Source organism: Hyphomonadaceae bacterium ML37 (genome assembly GCA_027627685.1).
GTDB lineage: Bacteria > Pseudomonadota > Alphaproteobacteria > Caulobacterales > Maricaulaceae > Oceanicaulis.
The window spans coordinates 280,508-300,645 of record CP091241.1 but is presented as its reverse complement, the minus strand read 5'-3'; the positions used below and the strand labels follow the sequence as shown (position 1 = coordinate 300,645).

The window sequence follows — 20,138 nt, the reverse complement described above, 5'->3', positions numbered from 1 at the left end:
GGCCAAGCGTGGCTGGACCCCCCGCGCGCCCTGTGCAAGGCTGTCCGCTTACCCCCTTTCATCTCCCAGCGTGACGAGCGGCCATCGTGACAGACCAGCCCAGCCCGCCCAGCGAGCCGGCGCGCAAGCGCGGCGCTTTCACACGGTTCCTCGATTCGGTGGAGTGGCTGGGCAATCTCCTGCCCCATCCGGTCACCCTGTTTGCCATTCTGGCGGGCTTGATGATCCTGGCCTCGGGCCTGTTCGGCGGCCTGCTGGAGGTCGCGGTGGAGGATCCGCGTCCCGAGGGCGCGGGCGGACGCGCGGCGGACGGCATGATCCGCGCGGTCAGCCTGATGAATGAGGACGGGTTCCGGCGCATTTTCACGAGCCTGACCACCAATTTCACCAGCTTTGCGCCGCTGGGCGTGGTGCTGGTGGCCATGCTGGGCGTGGGCGTGGCGGAGAAATCGGGGCTGTTGTCCGCCGCCGTGCGCTCCATCGTGCTGGGCGCCAACCGCCACACGGTGACCGTGGCGGTGGTGTTCGCCGGCGTCCTGTCCAATACCGCGTCAGAGATGGGCTATGTGGTGCTGGTGCCGCTGGCGGGCGCGGTGTTCTATGCGCTGGGCCGCCATCCGCTGGCGGGCATGGCGGCGGCGTTTGCGGGCGTGTCCGGCGGATACAGCGCCAATCTCCTGATCGGCACGATTGATCCGCTGCTGGCGGGCATCACCACCGAGGCGGCCCAGCTGATCGACGCGGCCTATGTCGTGTCGGCGCCAGCCAATTGGTATTTCATGGCGGCCTCCACCTTCCTGATCACGACGATCGGCTCGCTGGTCACCATCTTCATCGTCGAGCCAAAGCTGGGCAAATATGATTCCAGCCGGGCCGATCCGTCCGTCTTCGACGAGAACATGATGCAGCCCGTCTCCAGGCCAGAGAAGCGCGGCCTGATGTGGGCGTGGATCGCCTCGCTGGGGGTGTTCGCGGCCATAGCCTGGACGCTGGGGCCCGAAGCCTTGTCCCTGTCCCTCCCCTTCATCGGCGGGCTGGGGTCTGTGAACGTGCCGGACTGGCTGCCCGGCTGGGGGAGCTTACGCAATCCCGAAACCGGGTCCATCTTCGAGCAGGCGCCCTTCTTCACCGGGTTCGTGACCTGGATCTTCCTGTTCTTCCTCGTCGTCGGTTTTACCTATGGACGCGTCGCCGGGACGATGAAAAACGACCGCGATGTGATTGACGGCATGGCGTCGGCCATCTCCACGCTCGGCCTCTATATCGTGCTGGTCTTCTTCGCAGCCCAGTTCGTGGCCTTCTTCAACTGGTCCAATCTGGGGGCCATCACGGCGGTGACCGGCGCAGACTTTCTCATCAATACCGGCCTGACAGGGCCGGCCATCTTCATCGGCTTCATCATATTGTGCGGGTTTGTGAACCTGATGCTCGGCTCGGCCAGCGCGCAATGGGCCGTGACAGCGCCGATTTTCGTGCCCATGCTGATGCTGGTGGGCTATTCGCCGGAAGTGATCCAGGCCGCCTACCGGATCGGGGATTCAGCGACCAATATCATCACGCCGATGATGAGCTATTTCGGGCTGATCCTGGCGTGGATGACGCGCTATGACAAAAAGCTCGGCATCGGCACCGTCATTGCGATGATGCTGCCCTACTCGATGATCTTCCTGGTCACCTGGATCGCGCTGTTTTTCCTCTGGACCTTCGCCCTGGGCCTGCCCGTGGGACCGGGTTCGCCGACCTATTACCCGGCGGGCTGAACGTGAAAACGCCGCCCGGCCCGAGGGCCGGACGGCGTTGATCATGTGAGGCTGACGCGCCGTGACGGGCGCTCAGATCAGGCGAGAGATTTCAGCTGCTCAGCCAGATCGGTCCGCTCCCAGGAGAAGCCGCCATCGGCGTCCGGCGTGCGGCCGAAATGGCCATAAGCGGACGTGCGGGCATAGATCGCCCGGTTCAGGCCGAGATGGGTGCGGATGCCGCGCGGGGACAGATTGACCATCTCCGGCAGGCGCTTTTCCAGCACCGCTTCATCAATCTCGCCCGTGCCGTGCAGGTCGACATAGACGGAGAGCGGCTTGGCCACGCCGATCGCGTAGGACAGCTGGATGGTGCATTTCTTCGCCAGGCCCGAGGCCACGACATTCTTGGCCAGATAGCGCGACACATAGGCCGCCGAGCGGTCCACCTTCGTGGGATCCTTGCCCGAGAACGCGCCGCCGCCATGGGGGGCCGCGCCGCCATAGGTGTCGACGATGATCTTGCGGCCGGTGAGGCCGGCGTCGCCATCGGGTCCGCCAATGACGAATTTGCCGGTGGGATTGACGTAGAACTCGTCCTCGTCCGGGAACCAGCCCTCAGGCAGGACCTGCTTGACGATCGGGCGCACCAGTTCGCGCACCTGCTCCAGGGACACGCCGTCCTTGTGCTGGGTGGAGACCACCACGCTGGTCACGGCCACCGGGCGGCCGTTCTCATAGCGCAGGGTGACCTGGGACTTGGCGTCGGGCTCGAACTCGGGCCGTTCGCCCGATTTGCGCACCCGCGCCATTTCTTTGAGGATTTTGTGCGAATAGCTGATCGGCGCCGGCATCAGCTCCGGCGTCTCGTCGCAGGCAAAGCCGAACATGATGCCCTGGTCGCCCGCGCCTTCTTCCTTGTAGGCGCCCGCGCCCTCGTCAACGCCTTGGGCGATGTCGGCAGACTGTTCATGCAGATAGTTGGCGAAGTTGGCGGTCTCCCAGTGGAAGCCGTCCTGTTCATAGCCGATATCGCGCACAGCGGCGCGCACAGCGGCTTCGATCTCCTCGCCGGGGACGTCAGAGGCGCAGCGGGTTTCGCCGGCCAGCACGATGCGGTTGGTGGTGGTCAGCGTCTCGCACGCCACCCGCGCGACGGGGTCACGCGCCAGGAACAGGTCGACGACCGTATCAGAGATGCGGTCGCACACCTTGTCCGGGTGACCTTCGGAAACGCTTTCGCTGGTGAAGAGATAGGAAGTTCGGGCCACGCGGGATGCTCCATATAAAGATTGCTTTATATGGAGGGCTTAAAGCCCATCCCCGCCGCAATTGCAAGCCGGTTGACGAAGCCGGGCCGTCGCCGGCCCGGCCAGGGGGCTCAGGCTTCGTCGACCTGGGCCGCGGCGGCTTCGGCTTCTTCGGCAGCCAGCGTCCGCACCAGTTCCAGAATCCGGCGGCGCACCTTGCCGTCCTTGATGCGCGCAAAGGCCTGGGCCAGCGCCACGCCATCGGCCGACTGGATGAAATCGTCCACGATCGGGGTCTGATCGCCTTCGGAAAATCCAGGCTGGGCAGCCGCTTCCGACACGCCGTCATAGAAAAAGGACACCGGCACATCGAGCACCCGCGCCATCAGCCACAACCGTCCGGCGCCCACGCGATTGGTCCCGCGCTCATACTTCTGGATTTGCTGGAAGGTCACGCCCAGCTCATCGCCCAGCTTTTCCTGGCTCATGTTCAGAAGCTGGCGGCGCAGACGCACACGAGAGCCGACGTGACGGTCTACGGCATTCGGGCCACGGGGATTTACGCTCATGATGGGCTTTTCCTGTCTTCGGCGGCGGACCGTGTGATCCTTCGGCCTTCAATCATACGCTGCATTGCGGCATTCGTGTGTCGAACCGTCGGCGAAACAGCATGCAAGCAACGCCGCTATTCAACACAAGGAGAATCAAAAAGGCGCCCCCCCATGGACCACCTCCGTAGAGGGCGTAGGGGGTGTCGTCCAGTCTCTCCAACAACACTACGTCAATAAAAGCTTCCGCATCAACTGGCAGAGCGTGTTCAATACGACCATAAGGGTCAATCTGTCCCGAAACGCCGTTTGAAGCAGCCCGCACGAGCGGCAAGCCCTCTTCCAAAGCCCGGTACTGCGCCTGATTGAGATGCTGTCGCGGCCCGGCGGACGAACCATACCACGAATCATTGGATATATTCACCAGCCATTCGGGCCGGTCATCCCCGCGCGGCGCGAAACGGGGGAAGATCACCTCGTAGCAGATCAGCGGCGCCACCGCGCCCAGCCCGTCCAGCTGCAAGGTTCGCGCGGCGTCGCCGGGCGAATAGAACGGCACGATATTGGACAGGGTGTCAAAGCCCACAAGACGGGTCAGCGGGGCCAGCGGATTGCCTTCGCCGAACGGCACCAGGCGCACCTTGTCATAGCTGTCCTCGACGTCCATCCAGTTTGCATTCATGCGCACGGCGGCCAGGGCGTTGTAATAACGGTCAGGCTCGCCCGGCGCGCCGCGTTCGGCGCGCGCCGTGCCCGCCAGCAGCAGCGCGCCCTGAGGCAGAGCCTGGCGGATATCGCCCATCAGATCGGGTTCATTGAGCAGGAAGGCCGGAACCGCGCCTTCGGGCCAGACGATGGCCGAAACATCCTCCACGCCGGGCGCCGCCGACAGGGTGAGATAGCGCTGAAGGATCTCGCGGCGCACGGCATAGGTCTTGGCGCGCGGGTCGAGATTGATCTGAACCACCCGCACGGTCTGGCCGGTCGCGACGATATGCGCATCGGACAGGCGCACGGCGCCCCAGCCCCAGGCGCCGGCCAGCAGGACAATGCCCAGCACAAGCGGCATGACGCGCGCCAGCGCCGGTCCTCGCCCCGCCAGAGCGGCGGGCGCGGCGAAGGCGAACAGCACCAGCGCCGACAGGCCTGCCGCGCCGATCACGCTGGCGATCTGGCTGACCGCGCCGCCGGCGGCGAAGACATGGCCTGGCAGGTTCCAGGGAAATCCGGTGAGCACCGTCGAACGCGCCAGCTCTACCAGCATGAAGGCGCCGGCGAACACGGTGATGCGGTGAGGCCCGCTTGGCGCGAGGCGGGCATAGACCGCGCCCGCCACGCCCCAGAACAGGGCGAGGCCGGCCGGCAGAAGGATGAGCGGCGCCCAGATCAGCCAGAGATAATCTTCCGCCTGCACCAGAAACGCATTGGCCACCCACCAGGTCCCGGCCAGAAACTGGCCGGCGGCGAATGACCAGGCGCGCGCAAAGCCCGCCTTGACCGGCCTGGCCGTTCGCCGCGCCCCGTCCAGCGCCCAGACCAGAGCGCAATAGGCGGCGATCAAAGCGGGCTGGATATGGAAGGGCGCGTGGGCCAGCACGCCGAACGCGCCCACGATGAACAGGGCGGCGTGCAGGCGAAGCCCGCGCAAGGCGCGCAGACGCGCGCGCAAACGCCTCAGGCGCGCGCTGGCTGGCGCACCCGGGGCTGTCACGAGCCGGAGCGCCGGTCGCCGTCCTCGCCGCTGTCAGCAGCGGACGGCGCTGCATCCGCCGGCGCCGCCGGCCGGATGCGCATGCGCTTGATGCGCCTGGGATCGGAATCGAGGATTTCGAATTCGAGGCCGGACGGGTGGGACAACACCTCGCCGCGCTCGGGCACGCGGCCGGCGAGGCGGAAGATCAGCCCGCCCAGAGTATCCACGTCCGCCTCTTCGGCTTCGGTGGCGATTTCCCGGCCCAGCTCCTGCTCGAGCTCTTCAATGGTCGCGCGGGCGTCCGCCTCCCAGACATCGGCGCCCTTGGCGCGGATGGTGGGCGCGTCGGTCTCGTCGTGCTCGTCCTCGATATCACCCACGATGGGCTCGATCAGATCCTCCAGCGTCACCAGACCGTCCGTGCCGCCGAACTCGTCGACCACCAGCGCCATATGCATGCGCCGCGATTGCATGCGCAGGAGCAAATCCAGCGCGCGCATGGAGGCGGGCACGTAGAGGAGCGGGCGGCGCACGGCAGGCAGGATGCGCGCATTGGCCCAGTCGCCTTCGGCGGCGTCAGCATAGCGCACAAGATAGCCGATAATGTCGCGGATATGGACCACGCCGATGGGGTCATCGAGGGTCTCGCGATAGACCGGAAAGCGCGAATGGCCCGCATCGGTCACCAGACGCGCCAATTCCTTGAGGGGCGTGTCGATCTCCACCGCGATGATGTCGGCGCGCGGCACCATCACGTCCTCGACGCGCTTGGCGTGAAACTCGCGCAGATTGAGGAACAGATCGCCGCCCGGCGCCGGCGCCTCGGCCTGGCCGGAGGGGCTGTCGGTCAGCACGGTTCCATAGTCCCCGTTGGTGTGGGGGGCGCGCCGGAAAACGGCCGTGAAACGCGATATCAGGCCGCTGCCTGTGTCAGTGTCCGTCATGGTCCTTCCAGCGCGGCGTAGGGGTCGGCGATGCCGAACCCGGCGAGCACGGCTGTCTCCAGCCGCTCCATCTCGCGCGCCGCTATCTCCTCTTCATGATCGAGCCCGTTGAGATGCAATACGCCGTGCAGGGCCAGATGCGCGGCGTGATGGATAAGCGGCTTGCCCGCCGCCTGAGCTTCGCGCGCGCAGACGCCGAAGGCCAGCGCCACATCGCCGGGATAGCCTTCGCGCTCGGGCGCGGGAAAGGACAGGACATTGGTCGGGCTGTCCTTGCCGCGGAAGCGGGCGTTCAGCGCCTGAACGCTGTCATCACCGGTGAGCAGGATCACCGCCTCGCCCGGGCGGGGCTCAGGCACTCTTGTAAGCCCGGCGCCGACCACGTCTGTGATCAGGGCCTCAAGCCCGGGCGCCGCCTCCCAGGCGGGGTCCTCGATGACGATCTCCACACTCATGACGTGCGGCCCGTCTCCCGGCGCTCGTCATCGCGCTCATAGGCGTGGACGATGCGCGCCACCAGGCCGTGGCGCACCACGTCGGACCGGGTGAAGCGATGAATGGCGATGCGCGGCTCCTCGGTGAGGATGCCCAGCGCATGGGCGAGGCCTGACGGCTCGCCGCGCCTCAGATCGGTCTGGGTGGGATCGCCGGTCACCGCCATGCGCGAGCCTTCGCCCAGGCGTGTCAGCACCATGCGCATCTGGGGGATGGTGGCGTTCTGCGCCTCGTCCACGATGACGAAGGCCCGGTTCAGCGTGCGCCCGCGCATGAAGGCCAGCGGCGCGACTTCGACACGGCCCTCTTCGCGGTATTTGTCCGACAGGCGCTGGCCCAGCGCATCGCGCAGGGCGTCCCAGATCGGCAGCAGGTAGGGATCAATCTTCTCGGTCAGGTCGCCCGGCAGGAAGCCCAGCCGTTCGCCCGCCTCCACGGCGGGGCGGGTGATCACCAGACGCTCTACCGTCCCCTCCGCCAGCTGACCGGCGCCATAGGCCACCGCCAGCAGAGTTTTGCCTGTGCCCGCCGGGCCGACGCCGAACACCATGTCATAGCCGAGCGCGTTTTTCAGCGCGCGCACATAGGCCGCCTGACCGTCCGTGCGGGCCGCGAAGCTGGCGCCGCGCGGTACGCGGATGATGGCGTCGATGGCTTCTGCCGCCGGGTCATCGGCCATCCGGCAGGCGGCGCGCACGGCGGCCGGATCGATGGCGAGGCCCTCGCTGAGACGTCCATAGAGGGCATGCAGCACGCGCGAGGCGTCGATGCGGGCGCGGGCCTCCTCGCCCATGATCTGGATCTGGCCGCCGCCGGGCGCCTCGACCCGCACGCCCAGCTCGGCTTCCAGCACGGCAAAATTCTCATGGCCCGGCCCGGCCAGGGCGCGCACCAGGGCGGCGTCATCAAAATGTACGGTTTCTGCGGGCAGCCTGCGGCCTTCCCTCACGGGCGGACGGCTGGCCGGGGGGCGCGATCTGGGACTTCGGCTCACGCGGCGCGCGTCTCCCCCGGGACCAGTCGGGCGGACAGGGCGTTCTGGCTGGCGCCAGTGATCTCCACCTCGGCGATCTGGCCGATCAGGTTGACCGGACCGTCGCAATGCACGGCCTGCAGATACGGGCTGCGCCCGCCGATCTGGCCGGAATTGCGGCCCACGCGGTCGAACAGAACCGGCAGCCGCCGGCCCGTCATGGACAGGTTGAAGGCGGTCTGCTGTTCGCTGAGCAAGGCCTGCAGCCGGGCCATGCGCTCCGATTTCACGGCCTCGTCCACCTGGCCGGCCAGGGCCGCGCCCGGCGTGCCGGGACGGCGCGAATACTTGAAGGAGAAGCAGGCGGCATACTCCACCGCGCGCGCCAGCTCCAGGGTGGCTTGAAAGTCTTCTTCGGTCTCGCCGGGGAAGCCGACAATCATGTCGCCGGAGATCGCGATATCGGGCCGCGCGGCGCGCAGCCGCTCGATGATGGCGAGGTATTCTTCCGCCGTGTGCTTGCGGTTCATGGCCTTGAGGATCCGGTCGGATCCCGACTGCACCGGCAGATGGAAATAGGGCATCACCGCGGGCGTGTCGGCGAAGGCGGCGATGAGATCCTCATCCATGTCGCGCGGATGGGAGGTGGTGAAGCGGATGCGCGCGAGCCCGTCAATGCGCGCCAGATGGCGCACCAGCGCGCCCAGACCCCAGACCCCGTCCGCCTCGCGGCCCGCAGGCGGCGCGCCGTGATAGGCGTTGACGTTCTGGCCCAGCAGCGTCACTTCGCGCACGCCCTGAGCGACCAGGGCGCGCACTTCGGCCGTCACCTGATCGACCGGGCGGGACCATTCGGCGCCGCGCGTATAGGGGACCACGCAGAAGGTGCAGAACTTGTCGCAGCCTTCCTGCACGGTGACGAAGGCCGTGTAGCCGTCGACCTGACGGGCCGGGACGGCCAGAGCGTCGAACTTGTCTTCAACCTCGAACTCGGTCTCCAGCGCGTCGCCGCGCCCGCGATGCACGCCGGCGATAAACTCGGGAAGCTTGTGATAGGCCTGCGGCCCGACCACCAGGTCGACCATGGGCGCGCGGCGGCGGATTTCCGCGCCTTCGGCCTGGGCCACGCAGCCGGCGACCGCAATGGTCATCGCGCCGCCCGAGGCAGCCCGTTCGTCCTTGAGGATCTTCAGCCGGCCAAGCTCGGAATACACCTTTTCGGCCGCCTTTTCGCGGATATGGCAGGTGTTGAGAATGACCAGGTCCGCGCCCTCGGGCGCCTCGGCCGGCTCATAGCCCAGCGGCGTCAGGAGATCACGCATACGCTCGGAGTCGTACACGTTCATCTGACAGCCATAGGTCTTGATGAACAGGCGTTTGCGCGGCTTTCCACCGGCGGCGTTCGCAGTCTCGGTCATGGGCGCGGCCGGCCTCCTCGCCGGCGTGACATGTCACCTATACCCTCACGCGCTCTCAGACCATCAGCCCGGCGCCAGCCTTGCGTTATGGGCATTGTGAGCGCGGGATGCAAGGGCGCGAAGGGGTGGAGCCCCTACCCCCCGTCCTTCAGCTTCACACCATACAGCTCCAGGCGGTGATCGATGAGCTTGTAGCCGAGCCTGCGGGCGATGGCTTCCTGGAGCTTTTCGATCTCCTCGTCATAGAACTCCACCACCTCGCCGGAATTCATGTCGATGAGATGGTCATGGTGGTCTTCGGGCGATTCCTCATAGCGTGAGCGGCCGTCGCGAAAGTCGTGGCGCTCGATGATCCCGGCGTCCTCGAACAGGCGCACGGTGCGGTAGACCGTGGCCAGCGAGATGCCGCGATCCACCTCATTGGCGCGCCGGTGCAGTTCTTCGGCGTCAGGATGATCGTCGGCGCGCGAGAGCACGCGCGCGATCACCCGGCGCTGCTCGGTCATGCGCAGGCCCTTGTCCACGCAGAGCTGTTCGATCCGGTCAGTCATGGCCATCCTCGCTGCGGCATGGCGCGCAGGCGCGCCGGGCGTAACCCTTGATACGCTTCGCCCTTGCAGCCTGTCCATACGCAAAGGGACTGGGGTTATTACAGCTCCCGCGTCAGAACGCGCGCGTCTGTTCCGTCCCGGTAATAGCGCGTGCGCCGGCCGACCTGGCGGTACCCGGCGCGCGTGTACAGCCCGGCGGCGGGCGCGTTCACGTGTGACACCTCCAGAAACAGGCGCGCGGCGCCGGCCTGGCGGGCGGCGGCTTCGGCGGCGTTCAGCAAGGTCAATCCATGGCCGCGGGCGCGCCGGCCGGGCAGCACGCCCAGGGTGAGCAATTCCGCCTCGTCCAGCACCACCCGGATGACGGCGAGGCCCGCCGGTTCGCCGTCCTCTTCAAGGACCAAAGCACTGACGCCGGGACTGGTCAGGAGGCCGGTCATCTCCGCCTCGTTCCAGCAATCGTCAAAGCAGCGTTCGTGCAAGGCCGCCAGCAGCGCCTCGGCGCCGGGTCCGCAGGTGCTGATCTGGATGCTCATGCGGGGTCCACCCCGCCTGCCAGCTTGGCATCGGGCGCGCGCGCATAGACCGGGGCGGGCGAAGGGGTATCATCAGGCGCGGCACGGGTGAGGGTCAGGAGGGCGGAAAGCGGGGGTTCGGGGTCGAAGTCAGGGCCGCCGAGCAGCCCGGCGCCGGAGCCGGCCAGACGGGCGCCGGGCACAGCAGCGAGTGCAGCGCGCGCGGCGTCGACATCGCCGCGCTCGAGGTCACCCGACGGCGCGCCCCTGCGGAACCAGCGCCAGATCAGCTCGCCGCGCCGGGCGTCATGGACGCTGAGCACTTCGGCGATGCGGTCCGGATCGGCATGCAAAGCCCACGCGTCCAGAGCGCCGATCCCCACAGCCTGCGCGCCGCAGGCCAGCGAGAGACCGCGCGCGAAGGCCACGCCCACGCGCACGCCGGCGAAACCGCCCGGTCCCACATTCACGCCAATGCGTTGCAGATCACGCGGGCGGCAGCCCGCCTCGTCCAGCAGCGCCGAGACCCAGGGCGCCAGCACTTCGGCATGGCCGCGGCCAATGTCCTGCGCGCGGACCAGAACGATACCGTCCATTTCCAGTGCGCAGGCGCACCAGGGGCCCGCCGTGTCGATGACCAGAACCGGCGCGGTCATCGCGGCCTCCGTATGCGGGAGACAGCGTCCGCCCTAGAGCGAACGCTTGAACTCCTCGACCTGGAAGCATTCGATGAGGTCGCCCACCTGGATGTCCTCATATTTCTCGAACGCCATGCCGCATTCCACGCCCGCGCGCACTTCGGCCACTTCGTCCTTGAAGCGCTTGAGCGTGGACAGCTTGCCCTCGTGCAGCACGGTGTCGTCGCGCAGAAGGCGCACGCCGCAGCCGCGCTTGACCACGCCTTCGGTGACGCGGCAACCGGCGACCTTGCCGACCCGGGTGATGGAGAAGACTTCCTTGATCTCGGCATAACCGATGAAGGTCTCGCGCTGTCCGGGCGTCAGCAGGCCCTCGAGCGCCGCTTTCACATCGTCGAGCAGGTTGTAGATCACCGAGTAATAGCGGATCTCCACGCCTTCGCGCTCGGCCAACTCGCGCGCCTGTTTGTTGGCGCGCACGTTGAAGGCCAGGATCGGCGCGTTCGAGGCCGCTGCGAGCAGCACATCGCTTTCCGACACCCCGCCGGGGGCGGAGTGGATGACGCGTGCGCGCACCTCCTCATTACCCAGCTTCTCCATGGCGCCGCTGACCGCTTCGGCCGAGCCCTGCACGTCGGCTTTGACCAGAACCGCCAGCTCGGCGACTTCGGACTGCTGCAGGCGCGCCATCATCTGCTCGAGCGAGGCGCCCTTGCTGGTGCGCGAGGCCGCCGAACGGTCGCGCATCATGCGCTGGCGATAGTCCACCAGCTCACGAGCACGCGCTTCGTTTTCGACCACGGCGAACACTTCACCAGGCTCCGGCGCGCCGTCCAGACCGAGGATCTCGGCCGGCAGGGACGGGCCGGCTTCAGCCATTTGCTGGCCGCGCTCATTGTTCAGCGCGCGCACCTTGCCCCACTGGGCGCCCGCCACGACGATCTCGCCGCGCTTGAGCGTGCCACGCTTGACCAGAACCGTGGCGACGGGGCCGCGGCCCTTGTCGATCTGGGACTCGATCACCACGCCTTCGGCGGAGCGGTCCGGATTGGCTTTCAGCTCCAGCAACTCGGCCTGCAGGTTGATCGCCTCGGTCAGCTCGTCCAGGCCCATTTTCTTGAGCGCCGAAACGCTGACGGCCTGCACATCGCCGCCCATGGATTCCACGAAGACTTCGTGCTGCAGCAATTCCTGCAGGACCTTGTCCGCATTGGCGTCGGGCTTGTCGATCTTGTTGACCGCCACGATGATCGGGACATTGGCCGCCTTGGCGTGCTTGATGGCCTCGATGGTCTGCGGCATGACGCCGTCATCGGCGGCCACCACCAGGATCACAATATCGGTGGCCTGGGCGCCGCGCGCGCGCATCGAGGAGAACGCCGCGTGACCGGGCGTGTCGAGGAAGGTGATGCGCTCGCCGCCTTTGAGCTGAACCTGATAGGCGCCGATATGCTGGGTGATGCCCCCGGCCTCGCCCGCAGCGACGTCGGTCTGGCGCAGCGCGTCCAGCAGCGAGGTCTTGCCATGGTCCACATGGCCCATGACCGTGACCACAGGCGGGCGCGATTTCTTGGCGCCGTCATCATCATCCTTGGAAATGAAGCCCACCTCCACGTCGGATTCCGACACGCGCTTCACCGTGTGGCCGAATTCCTCGACGATCAGTTCAGCGGTGTCGGCGTCAATCACGTCATTGGCCCGGAGCATCTGGCCCTGGGTCATGAGATATTTCACCACATCGGCGGCGCGCTCGGCCATACGCTGGGCGAGGTCCTGAATGGTGATCGCCTCGGGCACCACCACTTCGCGCGCGACCTTGTCGCGGCCCTGTCCCAGCTGCGACCGGCGCATCTTTTCGCGTTCGCGGGCCCGGCGCATGGAGGCAAGCGAGCGCTGACGGCCCTCATCGTCCTCCACCAGATTCTGGATGGTCAGCTTGCCGGTGTGACGCCGGGAATCGCGCCCTGCGCGGCCCGAACTGGTCTTGTCGGCAGGCTCGACCTTCTTCTCTTTGACCCGGCCGCCCAGCTTGCGCAGCATGTCGCCGTCGTCTTCGGGTTCGCCGCGCTCACGCGCCTTGTCGGTCTTGTCCGCCTTGCGCTGCGGCTTGCCCGAAGGCTCGACCGGCATGTCCGCCGGATCGACCACGGCGCCGGATGTGTCTTCGACGGGGGCCGCTTCAGGCGCGGCGTCGCGCCGCTTGGCGGCGTTTTCGCGCGCCACGCGCTCGGCTTCCTCGCGCTCGCGGGATTCTTCCAGCGCGCGCATCTCGCTGTCCTGGCGCTGGGTGCGTTCAGCTTCCTCGGTGCGTTTCTGGGCGTCGCGCTGTTCGGCTTCGGCCCGGGCGCGCTGGATGGCGGCCTGGCGCTTGAGCAGCTCTTCTTCGGACAGGCCCATCTGCTTGGCCTTGGCCGCGATCAGGGCGCGGGTGCGGTCCTTGTCGGACATGCCCGGTTTGCCATGCGCAGCCGGGGCGGGCGCATCCTTGGCGCCGGGGGCGCCAGGCGTGCCTGTGCGTTTGCGCTTCTTCTCGACCACCACGGCCTTCTGGCGCCCGCGCGGAAAGCTCTGTCGCACCGTCCCGGACGGTGTTGAGCCTCCACCGAGGGAGAGGGGTTTACGGCCCGAGGTGTTGCGTTCGTCAGCGTCGCTCATAAGCGTCCTTGCCGCGGCAGTCCGTGTGGGGCGGCGCCAGCCGCCGCGTGCTGTCCGCCGTCATATGCAAAATGGGCCGCCCGTAGGAGCGCGCCCTGCGCCCCGCCCGAAGGCCCGCTAAACTAGCCGCCTCGCCCGGCGGATCAACCGTCCTGTGCGCCTCTAGGCGCGCGCGGCCGGATCGAGGTCGCGAAAGCCGGCCAGCTTGCTGACCAGGCCTTTGAAACTTTGCGCTTCGGGCCCCTGGGCCAGAAGCAGATGCACCACGCCGGATCGTCCCAGCGCCGCGCCCAGCGCCTCGGCGCTGAAGCATGACACGGTCGCCAGCTCCGGCCTCGCGGCGCGCGCCAGCGCATCCAGCTTGCCGCGCCCGTCCGCCGCGCCGTCGCTCGCCTCGATGCGCAGCGCCGGATCGGGACCCTTCTGCAGGCCCAGACGGACCGCATCATACCCCATTGCGAGCCGTCCCGCACGCCGCGCGAGACCGAGCGCTGACAGGGCGCGCGCTTCCAGCTGCGCCTCGAACTGGGCCGCCAGGTCCGCCGGGACCTCCACCGGCTCGCCGAAGGCGCGATGAAACGCCTTGCGTTTGGCCGCCTGCTCCAGCGTGGCGCGGTCGGCCTTCACCCAGGCGCCCCGACCGGGCAGGCGGGCGGAGACATCCGGCACCACCTGCCCATCGGGCGAGAGCGCGACGCGCAAGAGGACCGCGTCGCCGAGCACCTCGCCAGTGACGGCGCAGCGGCGCTCGCGCACCGCCTTGACCCGGCTTGTGCGCGCTCCGCGGCTCACGATTTGGCGTCGTCCTCCTCGCCGTCTGCTTCGTCTTCATCGCTGGCCTCTGCGCCGGCGTCTTCGCCGAGCAGCTCGTTCAGATCGACGCCCAGGCGCGCAGCCTCGGCTTCGAGATCGGACAGATCCAGATCGTCAAGCTCTGCATTGGTCACCTCGGCGTCCTCGTCAGCGCCGTCTTCAACCTCTTCGGCTTCCGGCTCGAGCGCATCGGCCTCGATCCAGCCCGCCGCGACCCGGGCGCGCATGATCAGCGCCTCGGCCTCGGCCGCGTCGACCTCCATGCCGTCCAGGAAGCCCGGCTCGCGCACGCGCTCGCCATCACGGGTCTCGTACCAGCCGCGAAGATCGTCCGGCGTCAGGCCGGCGAGGTCTTCGACGTTTTTCACGTCATTCTCGCCCAGACGCACGGCCAGCGGCAGGGTGATGCCTTCGATCTCCAAAAGCTCGTCTTCCACGCCCAGCTCGACGCGGCGGGCGTCCTGCTCGGCGGCCTGGCGGTCGAGCCATTCGCGCGCGCGCGTCTGGATTTCCGACGCGGTGGCGTCGTCGAAGCCCTCGATCACGGCGATCTCGTCGAGATCGACATAGGCGATGTCTTCCATATCGCCGAAGCCTTCGGTGGCCAGCAGCTGGGCGATCACCTCGTCCACATCCAGCCCTTCGATGAACAGGGCGGTGCGGGTGGCGAATTCTTTCTGACGGCGCTCGGATTCCTCGACCTCGGTGAGGATGTCGATGGACCAGCCGGTCAGCTGGCTGGCCAGACGCACGTTCTGGCCGCGCCGGCCGATGGCCAGCGAGAGCTGATCGTCGGGCACCACCACTTCAATGCGCTGGTTTTCCTCATCGAGCACGACCTTGGAGACCTCGGCAGGCTGCAGCGCGTTGACGATGAAAGTCGCCGGATCCGGGTTGAACGGGATGATGTCGATCTTTTCGCCCGCCAGTTCGTTGACCACAGCCTGGACCCGGCTGCCGCGCATGCCGACGCAAGCGCCCACCGGATCGATGGAGCTGTCATTGGAGATCACCGCGATCTTGGCCCGGCTGCCCGGATCGCGCGCCACGCGCGGAATCTCGATGACGCCTTCATAGACTTCCGGCACTTCCTGGGCGAACAGGGCGGCCATGAAGTCGTTGTGGGCGCGCGACAGGAAGATCTGGGGTCCGCGCACTTCGGGGCGCACATCATAGATATAGGCGCGCACACGGTCATTGTTCTGGAGCGCTTCGCGCGGAATGCCGTCGGCGCGGCGGATAATGCCTTCGGCCTTGCCCAGATCCACGATGACATTGCCGTATTCGACGCGCTTGACGATGCCGTTGATGACCTCGCCCACGCGGTCCTTGTACTCTTCGTACTGGCGCTCGCGCTCGGCTTCGCGGACCTTCTGGGTGATCACCTGCTTGGCGGTCTGGGAGGCGACGCGGCCGAACTCGATCGGGGGCAGCTCTTCTTCGAACACGGTCCCGATCTCGGCCTTGGGATCGCGCTTGCGGGCGTCCTCCAGCGTGATCTCGTGGGATTCGTTCTCGACTTCCTCCACCACCGTGGTGCGGCTGGTCAGTCGCATCTCGCCGGTCTTGGAGTTGATCTTGCAATGGATATCCAGCTCGGCGCCATAGCGCGAGCGCGCCGCCTTCTGGATCGCCTCTTCAATGGCGCCCAGGACGATCTTCTCGTCGATCATCTTTTCCTGGGCGACCGCGCGGGCGATCTGCAGGATTTCCAGCTTGTTGGCGCTGACCCCGATGGCCATGTGTGTCTTCCTTCTGTCGGTTAATCGTCCGAGGCCGGCCTGGCGCCGTCCTGCTCGCCAATATCGTCGTCACCGGCGCCGTCGCCGGTAAAGTCTTGAGGGGGCGATGCCCGCCCTTTGAGGCTTTCAGCCAGCAGCGCGTCGGTCAGCACCAGCTTGGCGTCGCTGATCCAGTTGAACGGGATGACGGCCGTCTCTTCTTCGCCGGCCAGATCGATCAGCACGGCTTCGTCCTCGACCCCGGCCAGAAGGCCGCGATAGCGCTTGCGGCCCTCGACCAGGCGGTCCAGCTCCAGCTTGGCTTCAAAGCCTTCCCAGCGCGCAAAATGCGCCAGCGTGGTCAGCGGCCGGTCAATGCCAGGCGAGGAGACTTCCAGATCATATTCATCCGCGATGGGATCGACTTCCTCCAGCACCGCCGACAAAGCCCGCGACAGGCGCGCGCAATCGCCGACGCTGACATCGCCGTCATGGCGCTCGGTCATGATCTGGCAGGTGGTCTTCTTGCCGCCCATCACGCGCACGCGCACGATCTCGAGCCCCAGCGCCTCGGCGAGGGGTTCGGCAAGCTCTAGAATGCGCACATCCTGGGGCGAGCGGGTTCTCAAGCAAGGCTCCCTGAAGTCGGCCGGGCTAACGAAAAGGGCGGCCCGGTTACCCGAGCCGCCCGAACACGCCATCCGGCGTATCGAACTTGTTGGAGGCCTTATACGCGCTTGAAGCGGCGCGCGCAACGGGGCGGCGCTTGCGGCGTCCACGCGAACCGGCGATAAGGTTGAAGACATTCATGAGGTCATAATGCTCACAGCCTTGCTCGCCGCAGCCAGCCTCACCGCAAGCCAGACCGCCACCGTGCAAGCGTCCCCTGCAGAGGCCGCCTGCATGTTTATGGGTGAGAGGGTTGAGACCTTTGTCAGCAACACAAGCGCCGACGACACGCGCGCCGCCGTCAGCGCATCCTGGCTCAGCCTGCCCATGGACCGGGCGGCCCTGGCGGAAACGCTGACCCAGGAGGGCAGGCAGAGCGGGTCTGACGCCACCTTCGCCATGGGCTACACGCCGGATTTCGCGACGGCGATCGAAAGCCTGACGGAAGCCCAGCTCGACCTGTTTCACGACGGGTTGACGACCGGGGGGCCCATCCAATGCCCCGGCATTGAGACGCAAGCGGACCCGTTCAATGCCGATATCCGCGGCTTCCAGCGCTGGGCCGAAGAGCAGATGATGAACCCTGATCCCGGCGCGCCTCCCGGGGCGGCGACGCTGGCGATCTCCCGCCCCGTCCATTTCGACGATGGCGCGCGCGTGCTGGTGGCCGAGGCCTACACCTTCACGCCGATCCCGATCTCGCGCCCGCCGTCCGCCTCGCTGGTGTTCGCGGTCTATCAGCGCGACGGCGCGCAATGGCGCCGCGAAGCCTCGATCATCGCCGCCCGAGCCGGTTAGGCCCGCTCAAAATCCATAAACACCGGGTCGATATCGCCCAGATGCTTGGACTGGTAGCGGGTGATGATGTGGTCGGACGGGTTGTTGCGCCAGCTGTCCGGGCCGTCGCCGAGCCAGTGGAGTCCCGGCGTCTCCAGCAGAATCGGCAGGGCGTGGTCGGCATAGGCGCGCACATCGGTGGCGACGCGCAATGTTCCGCCGGGCTTCATGAGGCGGGCGAGGGCACGGGCGGTGTCGGCCTGTACGAAACGCCGCTTGGCGTGGCGCGATTTGGGCCAGGGATCGGGAAAGAGGAGATAGATGCGGTCGAACGCGCCGTCGGGCATGCGCTCGATCTCGCTGCGGGCGTCGGCGCGCTTCACGCGCACATTCTTGAGGGCGTGATCCTCGATCCCCGCCAGCGCCTTGGCCACGCCATTGAGGAAGGGCTCGATGCCAAGATACCCGGCCTCCGGGTCGCGCTGCGCCTGGCCGATCAGATGCTCGGCGGCGCCAAAGCCGATCTCCAGCACATGGCGCTCGAAGCCGGGCAATAGCGCCGCCGGGTCCAGTGGGCCGTCATCAGGCCAGGTCAGCGTCTCGCCGAGGCCCTCCACCAGCGCCTGCTGGCGGGCGGACAGAGGATGGCCCTTGGCGCGGCCATAGAGGCGGCGCGGGGCGGCGTCGGAGGAGGCAGAGGGCGTCGGGCTCATGGCGCGCGGGTTTAGCGCGGCGCGGACGGAGAGGCCAGCGCGTCACGCGGCTCTTCCCGCGCCGCCCCGGCGCGGCTACGTGATAGGCCCATGGACATGTCATTAGATCCGGCGCGCGCGGTGGTGGACGCGCTGATCGCAGAGCGCGCGCCGCGGCTGCGCACGAAACCGCGTCTGTGGGCGCTCACCCGCACTTTGGGCTTTCCGCTGCTGGGCTATGAAACCGCCGTGGAGATGACGCGCGCGCTGCAGGCGCGAGACGCGGATGACGTGTTCGCCTGGGCGCAGGATTATCTGCGGCTGAAAGTCCAGGTGCACGGTCTCGATCAGGTGCCCGCCACCGGCCCGGTGATGATCGCTGCCAACCATCCCGGCGGCGTGCCTGACGGGGTGGCGGTGTGGCAGGCGCTGATCGCGCGCCGCCCAGACATGATCTTCTTCGCCAATCGCGATGCGCTGCGCGTAGCGCCGGGCCTGGCCCCGCGCCTGATCCCGGTGGAATGGCGCACGAAGGAGCGCGACCGGTCGAGCGCGCGCGACACGCTGCGCACCGCCATGGAGGCGCTCAATGCCGGGCGCTGCGTAGTGGTGTTTCCGGCGGGACGCATGGCGAGCTGGAACTGGCGGGCGTGGACCCTGACCGAACCGGACTGGGCGCCGGCCTTCGTGTCGCTGGCGCGCCGGTTTGACGCGCCGGTCGTGCCGCTGGGCGTGCGCCAGCGCATGCCGCTTCTGTATTATGCCCTGTCACAGATCAGCACCGAGCTGCGCGACATGACGGTGTTTCACGCTTTCCTGGCCCAGCGCGGCAAGACCTATCGATTGCGCTTTGGCGATCCGCTGGCGTCGCGCGTTTTGCCCGGAACCGACGGCGCGGCGGCGGCCCATGTGCGCATGGTTACCGAGGCGCTGGCCTGGGGGCGTGCGCTTGACGTCAAATCATTGGAAGGCCCGGACTAGAATTCCCGCACGAGGCTGAAATCGGCCCGGCTTTCGGACGGGCTGAAGCCCGGCTCGGGATCGAACAGATGGCGGTAGCGATAGCGCAGCTCCAGCGACCACACCGCCCCCAGCGCCGTGGCCAGTGACAAAGTCTGGTCGGCCTGCGCGCCATCGGTCAGCAGGAGATTGGTGTTGGCGGTGAGGCGCAGGCTGTCGGTCGGGCTGGCTTCAAAATCCGAGGCGAGGTCCAGCGCGCCGAACATGTTGGTCTCGCCCGTGACCAGACGGCTGCGGCGCACGCCCGGCGCCGCGCGCAGCGTCCAGGACAGCTCATCGCGCGCATAGACGCGATAGCCGGCCCCGCCGCCCATGAAGGCCTTCCACTCAAAGCCGGACAGGCGGTCGCGCTCATAGCGGGCGTCCAGGAAGTTCGTCCAGCGCTCCCCGCGTTCGCGCTCGCCGCGCGCCCGGGTGATCAGCTCGTCGCGCCCGGTGCGGCCATCGACCTGCGAAAAATTATAGTCGATCGCGCCTTCAAAACCCCAGCCGGCAAGAGCGCGCGTGACCTCCAGACCCAGCGCGTAGTCACTGCGGTCTACATTCCCGGAATCATGGCGCAGGCCCGCGCGCACCCGGCCGCTCCAGTTTTCCAGCCGTCCATTGGCCAGAAATGCCAGCGCGCGGGCCCGCCGGGAGGCCGGTTCAGCCGGTTCAGCGATCACCGGATCGGCCTGCACGCCGTCAGCCGGCGCCGCCGGCGCCATCACTTCCAGCCCCAGCACGGCGCGCGCCCGGGCCCCACTCTCGTCCGACAGGTCCCGCGCGGCGGCGGCGACACTTTCGGCGGCGTGGGTCAGGGAGATCAGGCGCACCGCCTGCTCGAACACCTCCGGATCACCGGTCTCGTAGGCGGCGGCGAGCAAGGCCGACAGGCTGTCGGGCAGGCGGGTCTCGTCCGCCAGCACTGCTGCAGAGAGGGCGGACGCGAGCGCGAGGGCTGCAAGTGAGGCAGGCATAGCAGTCACCGTGGGTGGTTTTCAGATTCTCAAGGGCGTTAAAACCTCCTAGCCTTTAAGAGCCGTGA

General features: G+C 67.4%; 19 protein-coding genes. 3 read left to right on the top strand and 16 right to left on the bottom strand.

Annotated features, from left to right (window positions below):
* The first annotated feature begins 86 nt into the window (after positions 1 to 86).
* Positions 87 to 1,760 (top strand): AbgT family transporter, encoded by a 1,674-nt coding sequence (locus L2D01_01560; GenBank protein ID WBQ10472.1) that lies wholly within the window; start codon positions 87 to 89, stop codon positions 1,758 to 1,760.
* 77 nt (positions 1,761 to 1,837) lie between these two features.
* Here the strand turns inward: L2D01_01560 and metK are convergent, their stop codons facing one another.
* From metK to rimP, 14 genes are all read right to left on the bottom strand, one after another.
* Positions 1,838 to 3,010 carry a methionine adenosyltransferase gene (gene metK, locus L2D01_01555; protein WBQ10471.1) on the bottom strand — a complete coding sequence of 391 codons (1,173 nt, stop codon included), beginning with the start codon at positions 3,008 to 3,010 and terminating at the stop codon, positions 1,838 to 1,840.
* 110 nt (positions 3,011 to 3,120) lie between these two features.
* On the bottom strand, positions 3,121 to 3,558 hold the full coding sequence (locus tag L2D01_01550) for a helix-turn-helix domain-containing protein (protein ID WBQ10470.1): 438 nt from the start codon (positions 3,556 to 3,558) through the stop codon (positions 3,121 to 3,123).
* Positions 3,559 to 3,610: 52 nt separating this feature from the next.
* Entirely contained in the window at positions 3,611 to 5,248 is a 1,638-nt protein-coding gene (gene lnt, locus L2D01_01545; protein ID WBQ10469.1) for an apolipoprotein N-acyltransferase, read from the bottom strand.
* Entirely contained in the window at positions 5,245 to 6,174 is a 930-nt protein-coding gene (locus L2D01_01540; protein ID WBQ10468.1) for a hemolysin family protein, read from the bottom strand. Before L2D01_01540 ends, lnt begins: the two co-directional genes overlap by 4 nt.
* Positions 6,171 to 6,629: an rRNA maturation RNase YbeY gene (gene ybeY, locus L2D01_01535; GenBank protein WBQ10467.1), complete on the bottom strand. Its 459-nt coding sequence runs from the start codon at positions 6,627 to 6,629 to the stop codon at positions 6,171 to 6,173. Before ybeY ends, L2D01_01540 begins: the two co-directional genes overlap by 4 nt.
* The gene (locus L2D01_01530) at positions 6,626 to 7,618 is read right to left on the bottom strand and encodes a PhoH family protein (protein WBQ10466.1); all 993 of its coding nucleotides are present in this window, start codon (positions 7,616 to 7,618) and stop codon (positions 6,626 to 6,628) included. The genes ybeY and L2D01_01530 overlap by 4 nt, the downstream gene beginning before the upstream one ends.
* A 41-nt stretch (positions 7,619 to 7,659) precedes the next feature.
* Positions 7,660 to 9,060, bottom strand: a complete 1,401-nt coding sequence (gene miaB / locus L2D01_01525; protein WBQ10465.1) for a tRNA (N6-isopentenyl adenosine(37)-C2)-methylthiotransferase MiaB — start codon at positions 9,058 to 9,060, stop codon at positions 7,660 to 7,662.
* Positions 9,061 to 9,194: 134 nt separating this feature from the next.
* Complete coding sequence (locus L2D01_01520) at positions 9,195 to 9,611, bottom strand: transcriptional repressor (GenBank protein WBQ10464.1); 417 nt, start codon at positions 9,609 to 9,611, stop codon at positions 9,195 to 9,197.
* Between the two features lie 98 nt (positions 9,612 to 9,709).
* Complete coding sequence (locus L2D01_01515; GenBank protein ID WBQ10463.1) at positions 9,710 to 10,147, bottom strand: GNAT family N-acetyltransferase; 438 nt, start codon at positions 10,145 to 10,147, stop codon at positions 9,710 to 9,712.
* A complete protein-coding gene (gene tsaB / locus L2D01_01510) occupies positions 10,144 to 10,782 on the bottom strand; it encodes a tRNA (adenosine(37)-N6)-threonylcarbamoyltransferase complex dimerization subunit type 1 TsaB (protein WBQ10462.1) in 639 nt (212 codons plus the stop codon). The genes L2D01_01515 and tsaB overlap by 4 nt, the downstream gene beginning before the upstream one ends.
* Before the next feature lie 33 nt (positions 10,783 to 10,815).
* On the bottom strand, positions 10,816 to 13,419 hold the full coding sequence (gene infB / locus L2D01_01505; protein WBQ10461.1) for a translation initiation factor IF-2: 2,604 nt from the start codon (positions 13,417 to 13,419) through the stop codon (positions 10,816 to 10,818).
* Positions 13,420 to 13,581: 162 nt separating this feature from the next.
* Positions 13,582 to 14,211 (bottom strand): RNA-binding protein, encoded by a 630-nt coding sequence (locus tag L2D01_01500; protein WBQ10460.1) that lies wholly within the window; start codon positions 14,209 to 14,211, stop codon positions 13,582 to 13,584.
* A complete protein-coding gene (nusA, locus tag L2D01_01495; protein ID WBQ10459.1) occupies positions 14,208 to 15,974 on the bottom strand; it encodes a transcription termination factor NusA in 1,767 nt (588 codons plus the stop codon). The genes L2D01_01500 and nusA overlap by 4 nt, the downstream gene beginning before the upstream one ends.
* A 20-nt stretch (positions 15,975 to 15,994) precedes the next feature.
* Positions 15,995 to 16,582, bottom strand: a complete 588-nt coding sequence (rimP, locus tag L2D01_01490) for a ribosome maturation factor RimP (protein WBQ10458.1) — start codon at positions 16,580 to 16,582, stop codon at positions 15,995 to 15,997.
* Positions 16,583 to 16,772: 190 nt separating this feature from the next.
* On the opposite strand from rimP, the gene L2D01_01485 reads away from it, so the two are divergent.
* Positions 16,773 to 17,420, top strand: a complete 648-nt coding sequence (locus L2D01_01485; GenBank protein ID WBQ10457.1) for a hypothetical protein — start codon at positions 16,773 to 16,775, stop codon at positions 17,418 to 17,420.
* Here L2D01_01485 and trmB read toward each other — a convergent pair.
* On the bottom strand, positions 17,417 to 18,112 hold the full coding sequence (gene trmB / locus L2D01_01480) for a tRNA (guanosine(46)-N7)-methyltransferase TrmB (GenBank protein WBQ10456.1): 696 nt from the start codon (positions 18,110 to 18,112) through the stop codon (positions 17,417 to 17,419). The two genes, L2D01_01485 and trmB, sit on opposite strands and share 4 nt — an antisense overlap.
* Positions 18,113 to 18,202: 90 nt before the next feature.
* Here trmB and L2D01_01475 point away from each other — a divergent pair, with 90 nt between their 5' ends.
* Positions 18,203 to 19,072 (top strand): 1-acyl-sn-glycerol-3-phosphate acyltransferase, encoded by an 870-nt coding sequence (locus L2D01_01475; protein ID WBQ10455.1) that lies wholly within the window; start codon positions 18,203 to 18,205, stop codon positions 19,070 to 19,072.
* Here L2D01_01475 and L2D01_01470 read toward each other — a convergent pair.
* Positions 19,069 to 20,070, bottom strand: a complete 1,002-nt coding sequence (locus L2D01_01470; protein ID WBQ10454.1) for a DUF481 domain-containing protein — start codon at positions 20,068 to 20,070, stop codon at positions 19,069 to 19,071. The two genes, L2D01_01475 and L2D01_01470, sit on opposite strands and share 4 nt — an antisense overlap.
* Positions 20,071 to 20,138 lie beyond the last annotated feature (68 nt).

What these genes read in the sequence shown, in the direction of transcription:
- L2D01_01550 (WBQ10470.1), bottom strand. Translation starts at nt 3,558, where the DNA reads ATGAGCGTAAATCCCCGTGGCCCGAATGCCGTAGACCGTCACGTCGGC.
- L2D01_01540 (WBQ10468.1), bottom strand. Translation starts at nt 6,174, where the DNA reads ATGACGGACACTGACACAGGCAGCGGCCTGATATCGCGTTTCACGGCC.
- ybeY (WBQ10467.1), bottom strand. Translation starts at nt 6,629, where the DNA reads ATGAGTGTGGAGATCGTCATCGAGGACCCCGCCTGGGAGGCGGCGCCC.
- miaB (WBQ10465.1), bottom strand. Translation starts at nt 9,060, where the DNA reads ATGACCGAGACTGCGAACGCCGCCGGTGGAAAGCCGCGCAAACGCCTG.
- L2D01_01520 (WBQ10464.1), bottom strand. Translation starts at nt 9,611, where the DNA reads ATGACTGACCGGATCGAACAGCTCTGCGTGGACAAGGGCCTGCGCATG.
- L2D01_01515 (WBQ10463.1), bottom strand. Translation starts at nt 10,147, where the DNA reads ATGAGCATCCAGATCAGCACCTGCGGACCCGGCGCCGAGGCGCTGCTG.
- tsaB (WBQ10462.1), bottom strand. Translation starts at nt 10,782, where the DNA reads ATGACCGCGCCGGTTCTGGTCATCGACACGGCGGGCCCCTGGTGCGCC.
- infB (WBQ10461.1), bottom strand. Translation starts at nt 13,419, where the DNA reads ATGAGCGACGCTGACGAACGCAACACCTCGGGCCGTAAACCCCTCTCC.
- nusA (WBQ10459.1), bottom strand. Translation starts at nt 15,974, where the DNA reads ATGGCCATCGGGGTCAGCGCCAACAAGCTGGAAATCCTGCAGATCGCC.
- L2D01_01485 (WBQ10457.1), top strand. Translation starts at nt 16,773, where the DNA reads ATGCTCACAGCCTTGCTCGCCGCAGCCAGCCTCACCGCAAGCCAGACC.
- trmB (WBQ10456.1), bottom strand. Translation starts at nt 18,112, where the DNA reads ATGAGCCCGACGCCCTCTGCCTCCTCCGACGCCGCCCCGCGCCGCCTC.
- L2D01_01475 (WBQ10455.1), top strand. Translation starts at nt 18,203, where the DNA reads ATGGACATGTCATTAGATCCGGCGCGCGCGGTGGTGGACGCGCTGATC.
- L2D01_01470 (WBQ10454.1), bottom strand. Translation starts at nt 20,070, where the DNA reads ATGCCTGCCTCACTTGCAGCCCTCGCGCTCGCGTCCGCCCTCTCTGCA.